Annotated in this window: 16 protein-coding genes; 5 read left to right on the plus strand and 11 right to left on the minus strand. The window is 72.1% G+C overall.

Annotated elements, in window-relative coordinates:
- Nucleotides 1-37 precede the first annotated feature (37 nt).
- Nucleotides 38-1,960 carry a Xaa-Pro dipeptidyl-peptidase gene (locus DMB42_RS32065; protein ID WP_125640058.1) on the plus strand — a complete coding sequence of 641 codons (1,923 nt, stop codon included), beginning with the start codon at nucleotides 38-40 and terminating at the stop codon, nucleotides 1,958-1,960.
- A gap of 31 nt (nucleotides 1,961-1,991) precedes the next feature.
- On the opposite strand, the gene DMB42_RS32070 is transcribed toward DMB42_RS32065, so the two are convergent.
- The 5 genes from DMB42_RS32070 to DMB42_RS32090 form a co-directional block, all read right to left on the minus strand.
- A complete protein-coding gene (locus DMB42_RS32070; protein WP_125640061.1) occupies nucleotides 1,992-3,785 on the minus strand; it encodes an RNA polymerase sigma factor in 1,794 nt (597 codons plus the stop codon).
- A 25-nt stretch (nucleotides 3,786-3,810) separates the two neighbouring features.
- Nucleotides 3,811-4,995 carry an NAD(P)/FAD-dependent oxidoreductase gene (locus DMB42_RS32075; RefSeq protein WP_125640063.1) on the minus strand — a complete coding sequence of 395 codons (1,185 nt, stop codon included), beginning with the start codon at nucleotides 4,993-4,995 and terminating at the stop codon, nucleotides 3,811-3,813.
- Nucleotides 4,992-5,732, minus strand: coding sequence for an arylmalonate decarboxylase (locus tag DMB42_RS32080; RefSeq protein WP_125640066.1), 741 nt, complete (start codon nucleotides 5,730-5,732; stop codon nucleotides 4,992-4,994). Before DMB42_RS32080 ends, DMB42_RS32075 begins: the two co-directional genes overlap by 4 nt.
- A gap of 37 nt (nucleotides 5,733-5,769) precedes the next feature.
- A complete protein-coding gene (locus DMB42_RS32085; RefSeq protein WP_125640069.1) occupies nucleotides 5,770-5,970 on the minus strand; it encodes a hypothetical protein in 201 nt (66 codons plus the stop codon).
- Between the two features lie 471 nt (nucleotides 5,971-6,441).
- Entirely contained in the window at nucleotides 6,442-7,182 is a 741-nt protein-coding gene (locus DMB42_RS32090) for a hypothetical protein (RefSeq protein ID WP_125640072.1), read from the minus strand.
- 221 nt (nucleotides 7,183-7,403) lie between these two features.
- Here DMB42_RS32090 and DMB42_RS32095 point away from each other — a divergent pair, with 221 nt between their 5' ends.
- Nucleotides 7,404-8,660: a Scr1 family TA system antitoxin-like transcriptional regulator gene (locus tag DMB42_RS32095; RefSeq protein WP_185844961.1), complete on the plus strand. Its 1,257-nt coding sequence runs from the start codon at nucleotides 7,404-7,406 to the stop codon at nucleotides 8,658-8,660.
- A 242-nt stretch (nucleotides 8,661-8,902) separates the two neighbouring features.
- Entirely contained in the window at nucleotides 8,903-9,697 is a 795-nt protein-coding gene (locus DMB42_RS32100) for an SAM-dependent methyltransferase (RefSeq protein ID WP_125640078.1), read from the plus strand.
- 44 nt (nucleotides 9,698-9,741) lie between these two features.
- On the opposite strand, the gene DMB42_RS32105 is transcribed toward DMB42_RS32100, so the two are convergent.
- From DMB42_RS32105 to DMB42_RS32120, 4 genes are read right to left on the minus strand one after another with little or no spacing between them, the layout of a single operon-like run.
- Nucleotides 9,742-11,361: an MFS transporter gene (locus DMB42_RS32105; RefSeq protein ID WP_125640081.1), complete on the minus strand. Its 1,620-nt coding sequence runs from the start codon at nucleotides 11,359-11,361 to the stop codon at nucleotides 9,742-9,744.
- A 25-nt stretch (nucleotides 11,362-11,386) separates the two neighbouring features.
- On the minus strand, nucleotides 11,387-11,806 hold the full coding sequence (locus DMB42_RS32110) for a hypothetical protein (protein ID WP_125640084.1): 420 nt from the start codon (nucleotides 11,804-11,806) through the stop codon (nucleotides 11,387-11,389).
- Nucleotides 11,803-13,320: a hypothetical protein gene (locus tag DMB42_RS32115; RefSeq protein ID WP_125640087.1), complete on the minus strand. Its 1,518-nt coding sequence runs from the start codon at nucleotides 13,318-13,320 to the stop codon at nucleotides 11,803-11,805. Before DMB42_RS32115 ends, DMB42_RS32110 begins: the two co-directional genes overlap by 4 nt.
- 53 nt (nucleotides 13,321-13,373) lie before the next feature.
- On the minus strand, nucleotides 13,374-14,192 hold the full coding sequence (locus DMB42_RS32120; RefSeq protein WP_125640090.1) for a DUF4253 domain-containing protein: 819 nt from the start codon (nucleotides 14,190-14,192) through the stop codon (nucleotides 13,374-13,376).
- Nucleotides 14,193-14,318: 126 nt separating this feature from the next.
- On the opposite strand from DMB42_RS32120, the gene DMB42_RS32125 reads away from it, so the two are divergent.
- Nucleotides 14,319-14,897 (plus strand): HAD family hydrolase, encoded by a 579-nt coding sequence (locus DMB42_RS32125; RefSeq protein WP_221762443.1) that lies wholly within the window; start codon nucleotides 14,319-14,321, stop codon nucleotides 14,895-14,897.
- Between the two features lie 51 nt (nucleotides 14,898-14,948).
- Here the strand turns inward: DMB42_RS32125 and DMB42_RS32130 are convergent, their stop codons facing one another.
- Both DMB42_RS32130 and DMB42_RS32135 read right to left on the minus strand, forming a co-directional pair.
- Nucleotides 14,949-15,311: a hypothetical protein gene (locus DMB42_RS32130; RefSeq protein WP_125640095.1), complete on the minus strand. Its 363-nt coding sequence runs from the start codon at nucleotides 15,309-15,311 to the stop codon at nucleotides 14,949-14,951.
- Nucleotides 15,312-15,545: 234 nt separating this feature from the next.
- On the minus strand, nucleotides 15,546-16,667 hold the full coding sequence (locus tag DMB42_RS32135) for a TIGR03118 family protein (protein WP_125640098.1): 1,122 nt from the start codon (nucleotides 16,665-16,667) through the stop codon (nucleotides 15,546-15,548).
- A gap of 119 nt (nucleotides 16,668-16,786) precedes the next feature.
- On the opposite strand from DMB42_RS32135, the gene ppgK reads away from it, so the two are divergent.
- Complete coding sequence (gene ppgK, locus DMB42_RS32140) at nucleotides 16,787-17,515, plus strand: polyphosphate--glucose phosphotransferase (protein WP_125640101.1); 729 nt, start codon at nucleotides 16,787-16,789, stop codon at nucleotides 17,513-17,515.
- Nucleotides 17,516-17,605: the final 90 nt, after the last annotated feature.

Below are 17,605 nucleotides of genomic sequence, written 5' to 3' on the forward strand. Positions count from 1 at the left end.
GCGGAGGAAATTACGACACCCGTCACGGAGGTCACGCGTGCCACAATTACGCCCGGCCCTCTTCGCCGTCGCCCTCACCCTGGCGATCGCGACCCCGGCACAGGCCGCTGCCGGTCCCAAGATAACCGTCGAGAACGGCCGTACGCAGCCGGTCTTCTCCTACGCCGACGCCGTCCGCGAGCACGTGTACGTCGAGTCCACCGTGGACAGCGACCTCGACGGCGCGCTCGACAAGGTCAGGGTGGACGTCATCCGTCCCAAGGAGTCCGGTCCCGGTCTCAAGGTGCCCGTGATCATCGACGAGAGTCCGTACTACGACAACTCCGGGCGCGGCAACGAGGGCGAGCGCAAGCAATACGACGCCTCCGGAAATGTCACGAAGTTCCCGCTGTTCTACGACAACTACTTCGTCCCGCGCGGCTACGCCGTGCTCAACGTGGACATGCTCGGCACCACCAGGTCCGACGGCTGCCCCGACATGGGCGGCAAGGCCGACGTGCTGGGCGGCAAGGCGGTCATCGACTGGCTGAACGGCCGCGCCAAGGCGTTCAGGGCCGACGGCACCCCGGCCGTGGCCGACTGGACCACCGGCAAGGCCGCCATGATCGGCAAGTCGTACGACGGCACCCTGGCCAACGCCGTGGCCGCCACCGGCGTCGAGGGCCTGAAGACGATCGTGCCCATCTCGGCCATCAGCTCCTGGTACAAGTACCAGCGCTCGAACGGCGTGGTCTACAACTACGACTACGCCTCCTGGCTGACCAACTACGTCGACACCGACCCCGAGGCCAAGTGCCAGGCGGTCCGCGACCGCATGGACGCCGAGGACGGCGACGACACCGGCGACTACAACGCCTTCTGGAACGAGCGCGACTACATCAAGGGCCTGCTCGGCGACGCCTCCAAGGTCAAGGCCAGCGTCTTCGTCGTGCACACGGTCAACGACCTCAACGTCCGGCCGGACAACTTCTCCGCCTGGTGGCAGGCCCTGGCGCAGCGCGACGTGCCGCGCAAGATCTGGGTCGGCCAGTACCAGCACGTGGACCCGTTCGACTTCGAGGGCCGCAGGGACCTGTGGGTGGACACCCTGCACCGCTGGTTCGACTACTGGCTGCACGGCGTGCGCAACGGGATCACGAACGAGCCCCGCGCCGACGTTCAGCTCGGCCCGACACAGTGGATCACCCAGCGCGACTGGCCGGCCCCGTACGCGCTCAAGGCCGTGCTGCGGCCCGCGCCCGACGGCTCGCTCGGCCTGCTCAAGGCCCCCAAGAACAGCACCGCCACCTTCACCGACCTCGCGCTGAGCGAGACCGAGATGGTGGCCGACGTCGGCACGGCGCAGCCGGGCCGGGCGGCCTTCACCACCGGCGCGCTCCCGCTCGACCTGCGCCTGTCCGGCGCCCCGACGGCCGACCTGCGGGTCAAACTCGACAAACCGACCGCCAACCTGACCGCCCTGCTCGACCAGGTCGGCGAGGACACCCGCGTCGACTGGCGGCGCGGCCAGGGCGTCACCACGCTCACCGAGGAGGACTGCCACGGCGAGAGCACCGCGGCCGACGACGCCTGCTACAAGAAGGTCACCACGAACGTGGCCACCCGCCCGCTGGAGATCGTCGCCCGCGGCTGGATCGACGTCCAGAACCGCGACTCGCTCAGCCAGGCCACGCCGCTGCCCGCCGGCACGTACGGGACCGTCAAGTGGCTGACGCTGCCGCAGGACTACACCTTCAGGAAGGGCCACCGGATCGGCCTGGTGCTGGCCGGGACCGACACCACCTACACCAGTGAGGAGGGCACCGGCGCGAACGTGACCGTCGACCTGGCCAGGAGCAGCGTCGCCGTGCCGCTCGTGCTCGGGACGCCGCTGGCCGACGTGCCGAAGGACCTGTCGCGGTTCAGGGGACCGCAGCAGCTCGACCTGCCGGAGCCCGAGCCCGGGTTCCAGTTCTTCTGACAGGGCGTGAGGCCCCGGCCGGTCCGGGGCCTCACCCGCAGTTGCTCCAGTGGACGCCGCCGGAGTCGAGCCGCCGCACACCCTTGTCCCTGGCGATGGTCCAGCCGACCTTGAGGGTGAGCGTGCCGCCGGCGGTCACCGTGCCGCCGGTGCGCAGGCCGTCGCCGGTGGCCCGGCCCGACCACACGATCGTGATCCGGCCGCGGCGCACGTCCGGCGCGCCCGGGCAGGCGGGGCGCGAGCGCGGGTCCGTGACGCGGTACGTCGTGCCGTCGACGACGATGCCGCGCGAGCCGACGGCCGAGACGACCCGGCAGGTGCCCGTGCACGACAGGGAGAAGGCCCCGGAGCGCCCGGAGCCCAGCGCGGCCGACCGCGGCGACAGGCGGGCCGTGGGCGGCGCCGGCTTCGGCAGGTCGGCCTTCCGGTCCAGGGACGTCAGGTCGGAGCCGGCGGCCGCGCCCACGGGGGCCGCCCACCGTGTCGGGCTCTCGGCCGGGACACTCGACTGCGCGGCCGCCCTGGTGACCGCCTTGGTGACCGTCGCGGGATGGTCGCGGGCGTTGAGCACGGCCCACACCAGGCCCACCACCAGCAGCCCCACGCCGAGGAGCAGGCCCAGCCTGGCCACCGTACGGATCGGGGCCTCGGTCTCGGTCTCGGGCTCCTCGGGCTGTTCCCGCCAGAACTCCTGCCAGGGTTGCGCCTCGCCGGGCAGCCGGTCGAGGTCGCCGGACTCGCCGTTCCAGCCGAGGCCGCCGTACCGGATGATCATGGCGCCGGGGGGTGCGTCGCCGTCGCCGGCCGTGCCGTTGACCGAACCGTTGACCACGGTGCCGCTGAGGCCGCTCTCGGCGCGGTCGCCGTAGACGAGCTTGTCGCCCTGCACCCCGCCGCGGAAGGCCCGGGTACGGCTCGTCGCCGTGAACGGGTGCCGCCCGCGCGCCGTACGCCCGGGATGCTCCTGGTCGGCGGCAGCCGCGCCCGCCGCCGACCAGGGCTTTCCCGGTGTCGCCGTCGTGGGGTCGGCGACCGGGGGCATCGGCGTTGCCTCCACGCCCGGCGGGGCCGCGAGGGGCTCCACCAGGGTGCGTGCCAGCACGGGGAAGCCGTCCGCCCGCCAGAGGGGTCTCTCTCCGGGCAGCGGCTGGGCCGAGGCGAACCGGTTGGGCAGTGTGCCGGGCAGTGCCGCGATCGGCAGCCGGCGCAGCAGCGCGGCGGCCGACATCGTCCTGGGCGCGGCCCGGCAGGCGGCGCAGCCCTGGATGTGGCGGCTGATCCGGGCGCGGGCCCGGCGGCCCGGCGAGGTGACCCAGGCCGCCACCCGAGTGGTCAGATCAGGACATCCGGTACGGCCGCGCGCGGCGATGATCGCGGCGAACCACCCCTCCAGCCCGTCGGAGGCCCGCGCCACGACGGACCGGATCTCGTCCGGGCTCAGGCTGAAGACCGTGGCCAGCTCGGTGTCGGACAGGCCGTGGCGCAGGGACAGGTCGAGCAGCTCGCGCAGCGGGCGGTCGAGGGAGAGCAGGGCCTCGGGCAGCAGCTCCGACATCCGCCCGGGACGCGACCACGAGCCGATGCTGGCCGGTTTGGCCACGAACGCCCGGTGGGCCCGCGCCAGGGCGTAGAGCCAGGGCGTGTGCAGGGCCGGGTCGGGCAGCCGGTCCGCGTAGAGGTGGGCGGACACCAGCGTGCCGGCGACGGCCTGCTCGGCGTCGCCCGCGGCCAGCTCGGTGCGGCAGTAGTCGTAGAGGCGGGAGCCATGCGTGTCGCACATCTCGCGTATGGCCTGGCGGGCTTCGTCCGAGAGCGTTCGCCACATGCGGTGTCACACCTCCTCAAGGGTCTCAGCGGGGCCGGGCTCCGCCGGCGGAGCCGGGTACGGTGTCGAGCAGCGAGGCCTGCGCCAGGTAGGCGCGGGTGGCCTCGGGGTCGCCGGCGATGGCGCGCAGCCCGGCCATCGCCGCGGCGAGCCGGGCGCTGTCGCGCTCGCGCACGCCGGCCGGCCGCGTCTCGCCGCGCGGGATCACCCGTTGCAGCAGCACGGCCCGCCGCCGCCACGCCCACGCCTCCAGCGCGGTCGGCGGCGCGAAACCGCCGAGCACGGCCGCGATCACCTGGCCGACCTCGACGGCGTCGTGGATGCCGGCGTTCATGTGGAGGCCGCCGACCGTGGAGGTCAGGTGCGCCGCGTCGCCGACGAACAACACCCGTCCGCACCGGTAGGAGGTCAGTACGCCCCTCGACAACCCGAACCGGTCGGCGCCGGTCACGTGGATGGGCCCGCCGGCCCCCGGCAGGGCGCGGCGGACCAGCATCGAGACGTTCGGCGACGACAGCGGCTCGGTGGCGTCACAGGGGATCTTGAAGATGATCCGCCAGTGGTCGGGCAGCGCGAGCAGCGTGCACGACTGCTGCACGTCGCGGACGTACGTGAGCGGCCCCAGGCTCGGCAGCAGCCGGTCGAGCGGCGAGTCGGTGAACACCCGCAGCGCCTGCATCGGGTAGGCCGACCTGGGGAAGGGCAACCCGAGCGAGCCGCGTACGGTGCTGTGGCCGCCGTCGGCGGCGATCATGTACCGGGCCCGCGCCCACGTGTGGCCGACACGGACCCGGATGCCGGTGCCGCCCTCGGAGACCCCGTCGACGCGGGTGCCGAAGCGTACGTCGACGTCGGGGTAGGCGGACAGCGCCGCGAGCAGCAGCGGCGTGAGCGCGGCCTGGTCGGCGTGGATCCTGAACGGGTGTTTGGTCAGGCCGTTGAGCCGGTTCATGCCCATCTCGGCCAGCACGATCCCCGACCGGTCGCGCCACTGCACCCGGTCGACCACGCGGCCCTTGGCGACGAGTTGCGAGGCCACGCCCAGTTCGTCGAGCAGGTCGAGCGTGGCCGGATGGAAGGTGCAGGCCCGCGCCTGCACGGCGAGCTCGCTCTCCCGCTCCAGCACGGTGACCGGAATCCCCGCCCTGGCCAGCGAGAGCGCCGCGGTCAGCCCCGCCGGGCCGGCTCCGACCACGATGACGCCGTTCATGCGGGGCGCCTCCCCTGCTCCGCCATGTGGCGGCGGTAGGGCACGCGGGTGAGGGTGACGGGCTCGCCGATGGCGTGCGACAGGGCCCACCAGGCGGTGCAGAGGTTGGAGGTGAGCAGCGTGCGGTCGTTGCCGGCGCTGAGCGGCCCGAGCACGGGCAGCGTGGCCATGCCGGTGCCGGTGAACAGCAGCACCGCGTCGCGCCGATGCTCGGCCCGCTCGACCTGGGTGATCAGCTCGGCCGGGGTGACCGCGTACGAGGAGTAGCCGCCCTTGGCCGCCCGCACCTGTACGACCTGCGTCACGTTGAGCCCCGCCGTCTTCCAGAACCGCTCGGCCAGCTCCGTCAGCCACGGCTGGTACGGCGAGACCAGCACGATGTCGCTCACGCCGACGTGCTCGACCGCCTCCCTGGTCGCCTGCGTGGAGGAGGCGAACGGCACGCCGGTCGAGGCCGACAACCGCGCGCACTGGTCGGCGTCGTCGTCGGGGCCCAGCAGGTAGCGCGACTCGCTGCACGCCATGACCAGGGCGTCGAGCGGCAGGCCGTCGAACGCGCAGACCATGCCGGGCAGGGCGTGGTTGTAGCTCTCCAGCCGTTCGGCGAGTGACACGTTCCGGTGTACGGGGAAGCGGGTGACGTGCATGTCGGCGCGTGAGCCGAGCAGGCGGGTCAGCTCGGGCTCCGCCGAGGGGTTGGCGGGGGCGACGATCACGCCCACCCGGCCACGGCTCATTCCACACCCCCGGGATCGAGGACTTTCGGCATGGCGTTCAGGCCAGCGCCTGATCGATCTCGCCGATGGCCTGGACGGACACCTGCCGGATCCGGCGCAGCCGGTGGACGGTGCGCGCCGGGGCCTGGACGGGCGCCGGATCGTCCCGGCCCTCGCTCCTGGGCTCCGGGGGCGAGGGACGCGCGCCCCGCGCGTGCACCTCGTGCGGCTGCCGCCTGGACACCTCGTCGGTGAGCATGATCACTCCTGTCGATCGCGGATCTGCTTGACGCGGGCCGGAACCGGCCCGCGGACGTCGTTGCCACCGGCACGGGGGCGCGCGCGGGCGCCTGCCCCAGCGGGGGGCGGTCGATCAGAGCAGTGGCGCCCGTCACGCCGAGCGTCCCGCCCGGCGGCGCCCCCGCGCCGGTGGCATCGATCGCGGCGGCGGGCACGCCGGACGCCGCGATCGCGGTGGCCGCCGCCTGAGCGCAGGCGGGCGACCGCGAGGAAAGCCGGCCCCAGGCACCACCCCTTGAGTTGGCCAGCACGCCAGCCGCTACCGCGCTGGCCGGCAGCACCGCGCCGACTTTGTCGAGCACGTGACGCACGGTGCCGGAGGGATGGGGTGGTGCCGGAGCCGGCCGTATGAGGGCCGCCACCGGAGCCGCACGAGGTGCGGGCGGGCCGGCGGGCGGCGAGGCCCGGCGCCGGGGGAGGGGGATCGACGTCATCGCGCCGCCCCCGGGTCGAGCGCGGCCGGCGCGGCGGACGCCCGGTTGGGCACGCTCACGCAGACCATGCGCTCCGTCAGCCCCGCGCGGGGCCCGGAGGCGCGGGAACGGGCGGGCGGCACGCCGCCGGCCACCGTGCGCGCGACCCTGGAGGCCAGCGCGAGGTGTTCGGCGCAGCGCCGGCTCACCTTCGACTCCAGCCCGGCCACCTGGGCCAGCCTGAGCCGGATCGGCTCCAGCGTGGACCGGCGTTCGAGGCCGTCGAGATCGGCCAGCCGGGCGGGCCAGCGCAGCGCGTCGCGGCAGCGGGACACCACCTCGGCGGGCAGCCTGGCGGCGGGCAGCCCTTCGTGCCGCAGCCGGGTGGCGATCATGACGGCCGCGAACGACGTGCGGTCGAAGTCGGCCAGCCGTCCGGACAGGGCCGCGCCCAGCATCCTGGCGCGGTGGCTCAGGCAGACCGGGCTCCAGCCGAGCAGCAGCAGCCGGTCGGGACCGGGCTCGGTGTGCCAGCCCGCCAGCCGCAGCTCGCGGGCCATGCCGTGGTAGAGGCGCCAGCGGTGGCGCGGGTTGTCCAGCCAGATCTCGACCCCGCCGAGCGGCAGCCCGGCGACATTGATGTCACGGCCCGTCAGCGGCCCGGCGACACGCGCGCAGATGCGCCGGACGACCTGCTCCTGACCCCGGGAGACCGGATCCTCCAGGAAGCGGGAGCTGTCGGGGGAACCGATGGTCACGTCCGGCCACCTCCTCGCCGGAGACTCTTGCGAATCGTCCGGGCTGTTAAGCCTCAGTTACCACGCGCTCCGATACTGTGCTGGAAAGAGGGGCTATGTCAACTCACACTTTGCGAATAAGTTGATACCTACCCGCCGGGCAGAGCTTGCCGGCGTGGCAGGGGACAGTGGGGGTCTCGTACCTTAGGCTGGAAAAGTTCACGGGCGGTAGGAGGTGCGCCGTGGCGAACTTCGCCGAACGGCTCGATCTCGCGCTGACCAAGCGCGGCTTCACGGGTGCCCAGGTCGCCTCCGCCCTCACCGAGGCGGGCATCCCCATCACGCGCGCCTACGTCAGCCAGTTGCGCACGGGCAAGCAGACCAACCCGACCCTTCAGGTGCTCCGGGCGCTGGCCTCCTGCCTCCAGGTGAGCGTGGGCTGGCTGGTCGGCGACGAGCACTACGAGTCCGGCGCGGTCGAGGACCTGCAACTGCGGGCGGCCTCGATCGGCCTGTCCGCCTCCGGGCTGTCCGAGGGCTCGCTGTCCGTCCTGCGGGGCGTGGTCGAGCTCGCGCGCCGGGCCGAGGGCCTGTCCGGCGAGCCCGAGCCGGCCCCCGAGATCCCCGACGCCGCCACGCCGCTCAACGGCTCGCAGCGCCGGGCGCTCGGCAAGCGGCTCTACAGCCTGCGCGCCGGCGCGCAGCTCTCGGTCGAGCAGGTCGAGGTCGCGCTCGGCAAGGGCGCCGCCGCGATCCCCGCCATCGAGGAGGGCCGCATCGCGCCCGCGCCGATCACGGTCGAGCGCCTGCTCGGCCTCTACGGCGTCGCCGCCCCGCCCATCCGCGAGTACGTCCTCTCGCTGGCCAGGGGCGAGCGCGAGACCGCCTGGTACGACGCCCAGTCGGTGCCCGTCTGGCTGTCCGCCGCGTACGCGCTGGAGCAGCGGGCCACGGTGATCCGCACGTACCACACCCAGTTCGTGCCGCCGATGTTGCAGACCGAGGACTACGCGCGGGCCGCGCTCACCGTGACCGGCCCGGCCACGCTCGGCCAGTCGTCGGTGGAGGAGGCCCTGGCGCTGGTCATGGCCCGCCAGGAGGCGCTGGCCGCGGCCAGCGGCACGGTGTTGTGGGCGGTGATCGACGAGGCCGTGCTGCTGCGCTCGATCGTCGGCCCGCACGTCCAGCTCCGCCAGCTCGACCTGCTGATCGACCACGCCAAGCGGCCCAACGTCTCACTGCACGTCGTGCCCCTCGACGACCCCGCGTACGTGCCGCGCACCGGCCCGTTCACGTTGTGGCGCTTCGCCGAGGCGTTCGAGCCCGACGTGGCCTGCGCCCACGGCATCGAGTCCGACGAGCTGATCACCGACGCCGCCGAGGTCGAGACCTACCACCAGGCGTTCACGAAGTTGTCGGTGACGACCACCACGCGCGAGGAGACGTACGAGGTGCTGGAGTTCCACCGCGAACGCCTCTCGCGCTCGATCGGAAAATGATCTTTCCTGGGTAGTCAGCCACCGGTCGAGCGACCGGTAAATGATCAGTGCGCCATTCCGGTAACGCATATTTCCAGAGAATTCATGCTTTTCCTGTTGTCTTCCGGCGTGCAACGAGGATCATATGGTCTGGGTCATCGAGTGGGGTCCGAAAGGATCAGCTTTTCCCGAGAATGTGGGCGAGGGGAAAGGGGCAACACTCAATGCGTCAGCGTGCCATCCGAAACTTGGCGAAGCTGGAGATGACCCGAGCGAGTATCACCCGTGTGCTCGACGCGGCCGCGGGCGGGAAGAACAATTTCTCGGCGGACCGTGACGCGGTACGCCGATATGACCTGGCCGCCTCCGTGACGACCACCGCGGCACGGGCGGTCCTTCAGTTCTTGGTCCGCGTGGTGCGTCATCTGGCGGCCGAAGGCGTGGACCAGTTCGTCATTGTGGGAAGTGGTGTGCCCAGCGGTCTGCCCGCGGGCGGCCAATTGCACGACGTGGCCATGGACGGCCTCGGCGGCGCGCCCGCCCGGGTGGTCTATGTGGAGAACGACCCGATGGTGCTGGCCGGCGCGCGGGCCACCATCGAGCCGACCACCGATCTGGTCCGCGTGGTCGAAGGCGATCTACGCGAGATCGACGCGGTACTGGACGACCGGGTGCTGCGCGGCTTCCTCGACTGGGACCGCCCCATGGCCGTGCTGCTCCTGTCCACCCACAGCCTGAACGACGACGAGTACGTCCACTATGTGATCAAGCGGCTCCGCCAGGTGGCGCCGGACGACAGTTACCTGACGCTCCTGCAGACCACGTTCGACGGCGTGCCCGGCGAGCTGCTGCCCGCGATCCGCGACCTGCTGGCCATGACGCTGCCCGGACACGCGATCCGCGGCAGGGAAGAGGTGGCGGCGCTGCTCGACGGTCTGGTGCTGGTCGATCCGGGGCTGGTGTGGGTCCCCGAGTGGCGGCCCGGCGACCCCGACGCCGCCTGCGCCGACCGGCCGAGCTCGTCGAGCCCGTACGGCGCCGTGGCGCGCATCCCATGAGCGCCGGGGCCCTGGTGAAGGCCCCGGCGCGCGTCCCGTGAGCGTCAGGCCCCGGTGGTGGCCGGGGCGGGCGTGGCCGGATCGTCGGCCGCGCCCTTCGACGGCTCGACCCCGAAGGCCAGCACCGCCACCACGGCCAGGATGAGCGGGACCGCCCCGAGCAGCGCGGTCGTGCCGATCGACGGCGCCGCGGCGCCGCCCACGAGCACGGCGGTCACCGCCACGCCGCCGGCCTTGCCCATCCCCGCCGACAACCCCGAGCCGCGCGAGCGCACCCGGGTCGGATAGATCTCCGAGCTGTACGCGGCCAGCACCGCCGCGATCGTCGCCGTCCCCACGATCGGCCCGGCCAGCAGCAGGTACAACCAGGTACGGTCCTGGGCCAGCGTCTCGCCGGAGAAGGCCAGCACCGCCAGCGCCGCCCCGACCAGCGCGGACAGCGTGACGATCGTCTTCTTCGCGCTCCACAGGCCGTACATGGCGGCCGAGATGAAGATCAGCGGCAGGCCCAGCAACGTCGAGTCGCGCAGTGCCCGGTCGGCCGTCTGCTGGTCCAGGCCCAGCTTCTGCAGGTTCGACGGGATCCAGAGCTGGAAGCCGTACGTGACCAGGCCGATGCTCAGCCCCAGGACCACGACGGCGACCGTGAGCCCGGTGAACGGGCGGCGGAACAGCCGCGAGTAGCCGCCCGCGTGCTCGTCCTCCACCCGCTCGACGTCCCGCGCCGCGTCCTCGGCGGCGTCCTGGGGGGTGACGGCGGCGCCGTATCTGGCCAGGACCGCGCGGGCCTCGGCGTCGCGGCCGTGCGCGAGCAGGAAGCGCGGCGACTCGGGGATGAAACGGTTGAGCAGGATGAGGAACACCCCGGTCGGCAGCCCGACCAGCCACAACACCCGCCAGGAGAACGTCGGCGCCAGCGACGCCGACAACCAGCTCGCCGCCAGGTACGCGACGGCCAGGTTGCCGCCGATGAGCACCATCACCCAGCCCTTGTGCCGCGCCGGGATCGTCTCGGCCAGCAGCGAGAACGTGATCGGCAACATGCCGCCCGCGCCCAGCCCCATGGCCACGCACATGGCCAGGTTCCATTCGAAGTCCGGCATGACGCCGCAGATCGCGGTGCCGATGAACAACACCCCGGCGAACAGGATCGACGGCTTGCGCCCGATCTTGTCGCCCATCCAGCCCCACAACAACGAGCCGAGCACCGTCCCGGTGAGCCCCGCCAGCGGCAGCAGCGCCACGGGCAGCTCGCCGGCCGGGTTGAGCGCGGACTTCAGCCCGTACTCCTTGGCCATGCCGGGGGCGACGAAGCCGAGCGTGATCGGCTTCATGGCATCGATGATCACCGCGACCGACATGACCACGATCAGCCCGATGTGGGCCGGTCGCATCCGTGCGTCGTCCAAGGCGCGCACCCGCACCTCGGCCGCCGGTCTGGCGGTCAGCGCGCCGGGCGGGATCAGCCCGTACGCGGTGACGGCCAGCCCGGCCACGATCAGCGCCATGCCGATCGCCATCGGCAGGTCCATCGGCATGCCCGCCAGGCGGTAGTGCATGTCGGCCCCGTGCAGGTACATCGGCAGATGCAGCACGACCCCGGCCACCGTGGCCAGGAACCCGAGCCAGAAGTACAGAGGTCGAGCCAGCTCGACGCCCCCCATTGCCCCTCCGTGATCAGATCCGTGATCAGAGCAGGCGGCCGCCGCGCAGCCGCCAGTCGACGAACAACACCCGCATCGGCCCGTTCACGAACAACCATTGGCCGAGCCAGACGAACGCGAACATCACCGCGAACGCCCACGCCCGGACCGGGCCCCCAACCCCTGGAACGAGCCCGCGGTCCAGCAGCACCCACATCAGCAGCCCCTCGGGCACGGCCGTGACCAGCCCGAACAGCGTCGGCCAGTCCTTGTCCCAGCGGAACTGCATCAGCAGGTGGTACAGCAGCTCCCAGCCGGCGCCCACGACGGCGACGGCCAGCAGCACGAGATAGGCGTCCTTGAAGGACATCGGCAACACCAGGGTGATCAGCGCGGTCAGCGCCGCCCCCACGGTGGCCAGCGTGAACAGCCGGGTCTGCAACCGCCCGGCCAGCGTGGGGATCAAGCGGGCCTCCTGTTGGCCGCCCACCTCAGCCACTGGGCGGTGGACCGCATCGGCCCGAGCCCCTTGCAGAACCCGCGCCTGGTCAGGTCGGCGGCGATGTCGAGCGCCGCGGTCTGCATGCCGAGGAAGCTGTCCACGGCCAGGAAGTGGTTGCCGGCCGTGGCGGCGCCGGAGGCGTACAGGACGCCGCCCTCGCTCTCGGCGCCGAGCACCTCGAAGTTCGGGCCGACCCGCAGCCGGCCGGCCTTGTTGGGCTGGGCGCCGCCGTGCTTGAGCAGGTCGTCGAGGACCCGGTGCTCCGGCATGTCGGCCTCCAGGCCGGTGCAGTCGATGATGAAGTCGGACGCGTACTGCATGGGGGCGGCGTCGACGCTGCGCGTGTGGGTGACCAGGCGGCCGTCGGGGGCCCGTTCGATGCGGTCGACCACGGCCTGCGTCGGGTGGTACCAGTTGCCCTGCCGGCCCCTGCGCATCTGCTCCTGCCAGCGGGCCAGCTTCGGCGTGGTGGTCCCGGCGACCGTCGCGGAGATCCTGGCCCGCTGCTCGGGCGAGGCTCTTCTGAACTGGGCCTTGAGCTGGCCGCCGAAGGCCGACTTGGGCATCGTGAACGCCTGGTAGGCCCAGCCGTCGCCGCCCTTGCGCCGCATGAACACACCGGGGCCGTGCGGGCCGGCCACGTACGTGCGGAACAGGTGCACGATCTGGGTGTGCAGGCCGTAGCGCTCCCGGTCGTCCATCAGGCGCTGGAGCACCCGCGAGGCCACGATCCCGGCGCCGCGCACGACCACCACGCCGGGCCGCTTGCGCAACTGGTCGTAGACGTGCTCGTGCGGCTCGTACGCGTTGACCACCCGGTACCGCTCGCCCTGCGCCTGCCGGAACTCCTGGAGGTCGTCGAGGAACTTCAGCCCCGGGTAGCCGACGGCCAAGTGGACGTACTGCGAGCGCAGCACCACCCGTTTGGTCGGCGAGCTGCCCGGCGGCGGGGTGAGCACGGTGAAGTACCCGCCGCCCAGCCGCTTCCTGACCATGCGCACCTGGCCCTTGGCCAGCATGTGCCAGTAGCCGATGCGGTCGGCCTCGCGTCGTAAGGTCTGCGTGACCAGCCCGGCGCGCGGGCTGTAGAAGTCGGTGAACAGCGGCTCGGCGAGTACCTGGAGGATCGGCCCGAACGAGCCGTCCTGCCACGCCTCCTGGACGGCGTAGGACGGGAAACCCCAGATGTTGTCGGGGCGGGCGCCGGCGTCGGAGCGGATGCGCTCGTGCGCGGGCAACTGCGAGACGCGCGTCAGGTACTCCCACGTCTGCCACGGGGTGTCGCTGGTGGAGAGCACGCGCAGGGCGGGGATCGGCACGCCCCGGATGCGCAGCACGTCGACCAGGGTGAACGAGCCGAGCCCGCCCCCCACCGACACCAGCGGCACGTCGTGCACAGGGATGCCCGCCGACTGCACCAGCCAGTCCGTCCAGGACGAGGAATGCAGGAGCTCCGGAGTGAGATCTCCCCGTGTCATTCTGTGATCGCGCCTCCCTGTCGCCGGTCAAAAGTAGCGTAGAAACCGGGGATTCAGTCCCACCAGAACGACCACGCGTACGCGCCGAGGATCTGTTCGGCGTACCCCTGGAGGTCGCCCGGTCCCTGCACGACGTTGTCCGGGCAGAACGTCCAGTGCTCGGCGGCGACGTGCAGGGCGTGCTCGATGTCGGCGGGCGGCGCGGCCACGCTCAGGTCGAGCGTGTTGAACCCGACGCTCACCACCCGCGCCCCGAACCGCTCCTCCCAGCTCCGTACGACGGCCGCCATCGGCACCATCCACTCGTTGTGGTGCAGCGCGCCCTGCCAGCCCATGACCGCCAGCGCGTCGGCCCCCCTGCCGGCCGCGACCAGCCCGAGCGGCATGCCCTTGGGCGCCAGCTCGCGGGCCAGCCAGTCGGCCACGTCGCCGGGCTCGGCGCGCGGCACGCCGGGCGGCGCGAGGCCGGGACAGAGCCCGCCGAACGGCTCCAACTCGGCCAGGGCGTCGCGCGGCATCTGCGACACCCACTCCTGCCACACCTCGGTCATGAACCCCTCGGCGGTGAAGTGGCCGATCAACATCGGGTCGTCCGGCACGATCTGCCCGATCGCCCAAGGCTGGGCGGACTCGTCGAGCAGGACCGGCCACAGGCCGCTGTGCCGGTGCCAGGTCCGCATGAGCGACCAGTCCTCGCCCGCGGCGGGCTCGTCGCTCATCCAGAACGCCGGCCGCGCCGGCACGATCTGCCGGGTGTAGGCGGGATCGGGCCAGACCACGTCGCCCGCGGGCAGGCCCGGCGGCAGGCCGCGCCCCCTGCCGCCGTCGGCGAACAGCTGGCACAACTCAGGTGGCAGCTGGTGATCGTCCATGCCCTACCATTCCGATGCCGAATCCCGTCTCGGAGATGGTAGTGCCGCCGGTCGCCCGGGGGCTTTGGTGGCACGCGAAACGTTCTCGGAGCAGCGGATGCGGTGCTTCGCGGCAGAATGGTGGCTGTGCTCCCCTTTGACGCGGTTCTCACCGATCTCGATGGCGTGCTGCGCCTTTTCGACCACACCCTCCAGGCCGAGATCGAGGCCCGGTACGGCCTGCCGCTCATGGCCACGGCCTTCGCCCCCGAGCTGATCATGCCCGCCACGCTGGGCCGGATGACCGAACGGGAATGGCTGGAGGCCGTCGCGGTCGCCCTCGGCGGCGACGAGCGGGCCCGGCAGGCGGTGGCCGAGTTCGGGGCGGTGCCGTTCTGGGTGGACGAGGAGGTCATGTCGCTGCTGGCCAAGGCCCAGCAGTACGTGCCGGTGATCATCGTGACCAACGCCATGGACACCGTGGAGGAGCACCTCGACCGGCTGGGGCTCACCTATTTCGCCGACGACCTGGTCAGCAGCGCCAGGGTGGGAGTGGCCAAGCCCGACCCGCGCATCTACGAGATCGCCGCCGAACGGGCCGGGGCCGAGCCCGCGCGCTGCCTGTTCGTCGACGACCGGCTGCCGAACGTGGAAGCCGCCAGGGAACTCGGCATGACGGGCGTTCACTACCGCACCGTCGCCGACCTGGCGGCCGTCCTCGGTTAGCTCTCGAAGGGCATCGGCCCCGCCCGTCCGAGGGGCGGGGCCGATGGGAGGTCAGTCGGCGCAGATCGCGAAGACACTGATGCCGACGTCGTTGTAGCCGATCTGGCGGCCGAGGACGATCCAGCCGCGCGCGTCGTCGGTGGGGAACGACCCGACCAGGATCGCGCCGTTGCCGCGGGCCTCGCCGCCGCCGCCGAGGACGTGCTTGGACCCCGGGCAGTAGAGCGTGCGGCGTTGGAAGTTGGGGACGTTGGCGTTGGGCAGGGTGACGAGCTGGTAACCGGGCGGCAGGGCCGCCTGGCGGCTGGCCGCCGAGACCGGGCTGGCGCCCTGGAGGGCGACGACGGTGGCCGTCACGCTGGCCGCGGTGGCGAGGGCGGCGACGGAAAGGAACAGAGACTTCTTGGAACGCATGGTCTCTCCTTGTCCTGTTCCCTGACAGACACGGGTTTCCGGGCAGCACGGCGCACGCCGGCGTATGCGGTGCTGAAGGGGGAGACGTGGCAGCAGGGATGAGGGTACTGACACGATGAGTATCTGCTCCGTCGCATTCCGTGTCCATATCTCGCTGAAGTTTTGGCCGGGAAAACCGGCGGTTCCCGGCGCGGCGGGCGCGGGCCGCGCCGGGAACGTCCGAGAAGCACCCGGTCAGTAGCCGCCACTGCCGCCGTAGGGCGACTGCGACTTCGGAGTGCCGCGCGTCGGAGCGGGCGTGCTCGCGGGGGCGGCCGAGGAGGTCGGCCGGGTGCCGGTGGGGGCGATCATCCCGATCAGGCCGTGCTTGGCGCCGTCGATGCCGGCCGAGAACCACAGCGTGTTCACGCCGCCGGTGGCCGCGGTGCCGGGTTCGAGGTCCCACAGCCCGGGGAGCACGACCGGCCGGCCGTTGGAGGCGGTGATCGCGCCCAGGTGGCGGTTGCCCTTGTACGCGTGCACGGTGCCGTCGCCGAAGTTGCCGACCAGCAGGGCGCCGGCGTACTGGCCCCAGCCGCGCGGGGCGGCGGTCATGGCCCAGGGGGCGTTGAGCCCGACCCTGGAGACGCGGCCGGTCAGGCGGCCGTCGGCGTTGAACCGGCTCACGAAGCCCTTGCCGGCGCCGAAGACGGGCTTGCCGGTGGTACGGTCGCGCAGCGCGTACGACACCCACACGCTGCCGTTGACCACGGCCACGTTGTAGGCGTTGTAGCCGCGGGGCACCTGCGAGTCCTGGAACTGCCAGCCGGCCAGGCGGATGCGCCGGAAGTTCTCGTCGAAGGCGTGGACGCGCCCGTGCGCGAAGTCGGCGGCCAGCAGGAAGTCGCCGTCGCCGGTGCGTACGAGCTCCAGGCCCTTGTAGTCGGCGCCGCGGGTGAACGCGGCGATGACCGCGTTGGACGGGTCCGCCTCGGCGTTCCAGCCGGTGATCGCGCCGCTCGGGCTGCAGAAGATGAACGTGGCCGGTCTGCCCTTCACGGTGAAGCCGTCACCCGGGTTGAACACCTGGCCGGTCGGGGAGCCGCCCGGGATCCACACCTCGGTCTTCTCCTTCTTGCCCGTGCCGGAGTAGACGGTGGCGGTGCCGGTGCCCGTGTTGGAGACCCACAGTGTCTTGCCCATGGCCAGGCCCCACGGGTTGACGACCTTGGGGTCGGTCACGGGGGCCTTGCCCTTGACGTCCGACACAAGGTTGATGACGTCGAAACGGGTCCTGGTGGTCGCGTGCGCGGGGGTGGTGAGAGTCGCGCCCAGAACGACCGCGACAGCGCAGAGTGTGATGATGCGGAGCCGCATCCTTGCCTCCTAGTTAGCGCTTGTGACGCGAGATACGCGAAGGGCGCGGAACGGGTTCAGCCGGGCCGGAAATCTCGGCGGGCGAGTTTTCCCGTCCGGGGAGGGGGAGAAGGAGAGGCATGAACGTGTTGGGCATCGACATCGGCGGTTCGGGGATCAAGGGCGCCCCGGTGGACACCGAGGCCGGGGAGCTCGTCCAGGAGCGGCTGCGCATCGCCACGCCCCAGCCGGCCAAGCCCGAAGGGGTGGCCGAGGTGGTGGGCCGGATCGTCAAGCACTTCGAGTGGGACGGCCCGGTCGGCATCACCTTCCCCGGCGTGGTCGTGGACGGCGTCGTGCGGACGGCGGCCAACGTCCACCATTCGTGGATCGGCGTGGACGCCGCCGAGTTGTTCGGCGGGGCGACGGTGCTGAACGACGCCGACGCCGCGGGCATCGCCGAGATGACCTTCGGCCACGGCCGCGACCGGGGCGGGACCGTGCTGATCCTGACCTTCGGCACGGGCATCGGCAGCGCGCTGTTCGTCGACGGCACACTCGTGTGCAACACCGAGCTCGGCCACCTGGAGCTGCACGGCAAGGACGCCGAGGACCGCGCGTCCGCGCGGGCCCGCGAGGAGCACGACCTGAGCTGGGAGAAGTGGGCCGAACGGGTGGAGACCTACCTCAAGCACGTGGAGATGTTGTTCTCGCCGGCCCTGATCGTGATCGGCGGGGGCGTCAGCAAGAAGGCCGACAAGTTCCTGCCGCACGTCACCATCGACACCCCCGTGGTGCCCGCCGCCCTGCAGAACGAGGCCGGCATCATCGGCGCCGCCCGCCACGCCGCCACCCGGTCGGCGAGGTAGGGGCCGCGGCGGCGGGGCGGCGCCGCGATATTGGGATGCGGGAGGCGGCCCACGTGGGGCACCATGGGCCGTTGGCTCCGGGGCCACGGG

This window comes from Nonomuraea sp. WAC 01424 (assembly GCF_003947315.1).
Taxonomy (GTDB): domain Bacteria; phylum Actinomycetota; class Actinomycetes; order Streptosporangiales; family Streptosporangiaceae; genus Nonomuraea; species Nonomuraea spiralis.

Excerpts from the sequence above, each read along its gene's own strand:
- DMB42_RS32115 (WP_125640087.1), bottom strand. The coding sequence starts at position 13,320 with ATGACACGGGGAGATCTCACTCCGGAGCTCCTGCATTCCTCGTCCTGG.
- DMB42_RS32075 (WP_125640063.1), bottom strand. The coding sequence starts at position 4,995 with ATGAACGGCGTCATCGTGGTCGGAGCCGGCCCGGCGGGGCTGACCGCG.
- DMB42_RS32105 (WP_125640081.1), bottom strand. The coding sequence starts at position 11,361 with ATGGGGGGCGTCGAGCTGGCTCGACCTCTGTACTTCTGGCTCGGGTTC.
- DMB42_RS32070 (WP_125640061.1), bottom strand. The coding sequence starts at position 3,785 with ATGTGGCGAACGCTCTCGGACGAAGCCCGCCAGGCCATACGCGAGATG.
- DMB42_RS32100 (WP_125640078.1), top strand. The coding sequence starts at position 8,903 with ATGACCCGAGCGAGTATCACCCGTGTGCTCGACGCGGCCGCGGGCGGG.
- DMB42_RS32135 (WP_125640098.1), bottom strand. The coding sequence starts at position 16,667 with ATGCGGCTCCGCATCATCACACTCTGCGCTGTCGCGGTCGTTCTGGGC.
- DMB42_RS32120 (WP_125640090.1), bottom strand. The coding sequence starts at position 14,192 with ATGGACGATCACCAGCTGCCACCTGAGTTGTGCCAGCTGTTCGCCGAC.
- DMB42_RS32080 (WP_125640066.1), bottom strand. The coding sequence starts at position 5,732 with ATGAGCCGTGGCCGGGTGGGCGTGATCGTCGCCCCCGCCAACCCCTCG.
- ppgK (WP_125640101.1), top strand. The coding sequence starts at position 16,787 with ATGAACGTGTTGGGCATCGACATCGGCGGTTCGGGGATCAAGGGCGCC.
- DMB42_RS32130 (WP_125640095.1), bottom strand. The coding sequence starts at position 15,311 with ATGCGTTCCAAGAAGTCTCTGTTCCTTTCCGTCGCCGCCCTCGCCACC.
- DMB42_RS32085 (WP_125640069.1), bottom strand. The coding sequence starts at position 5,970 with ATGCTCACCGACGAGGTGTCCAGGCGGCAGCCGCACGAGGTGCACGCG.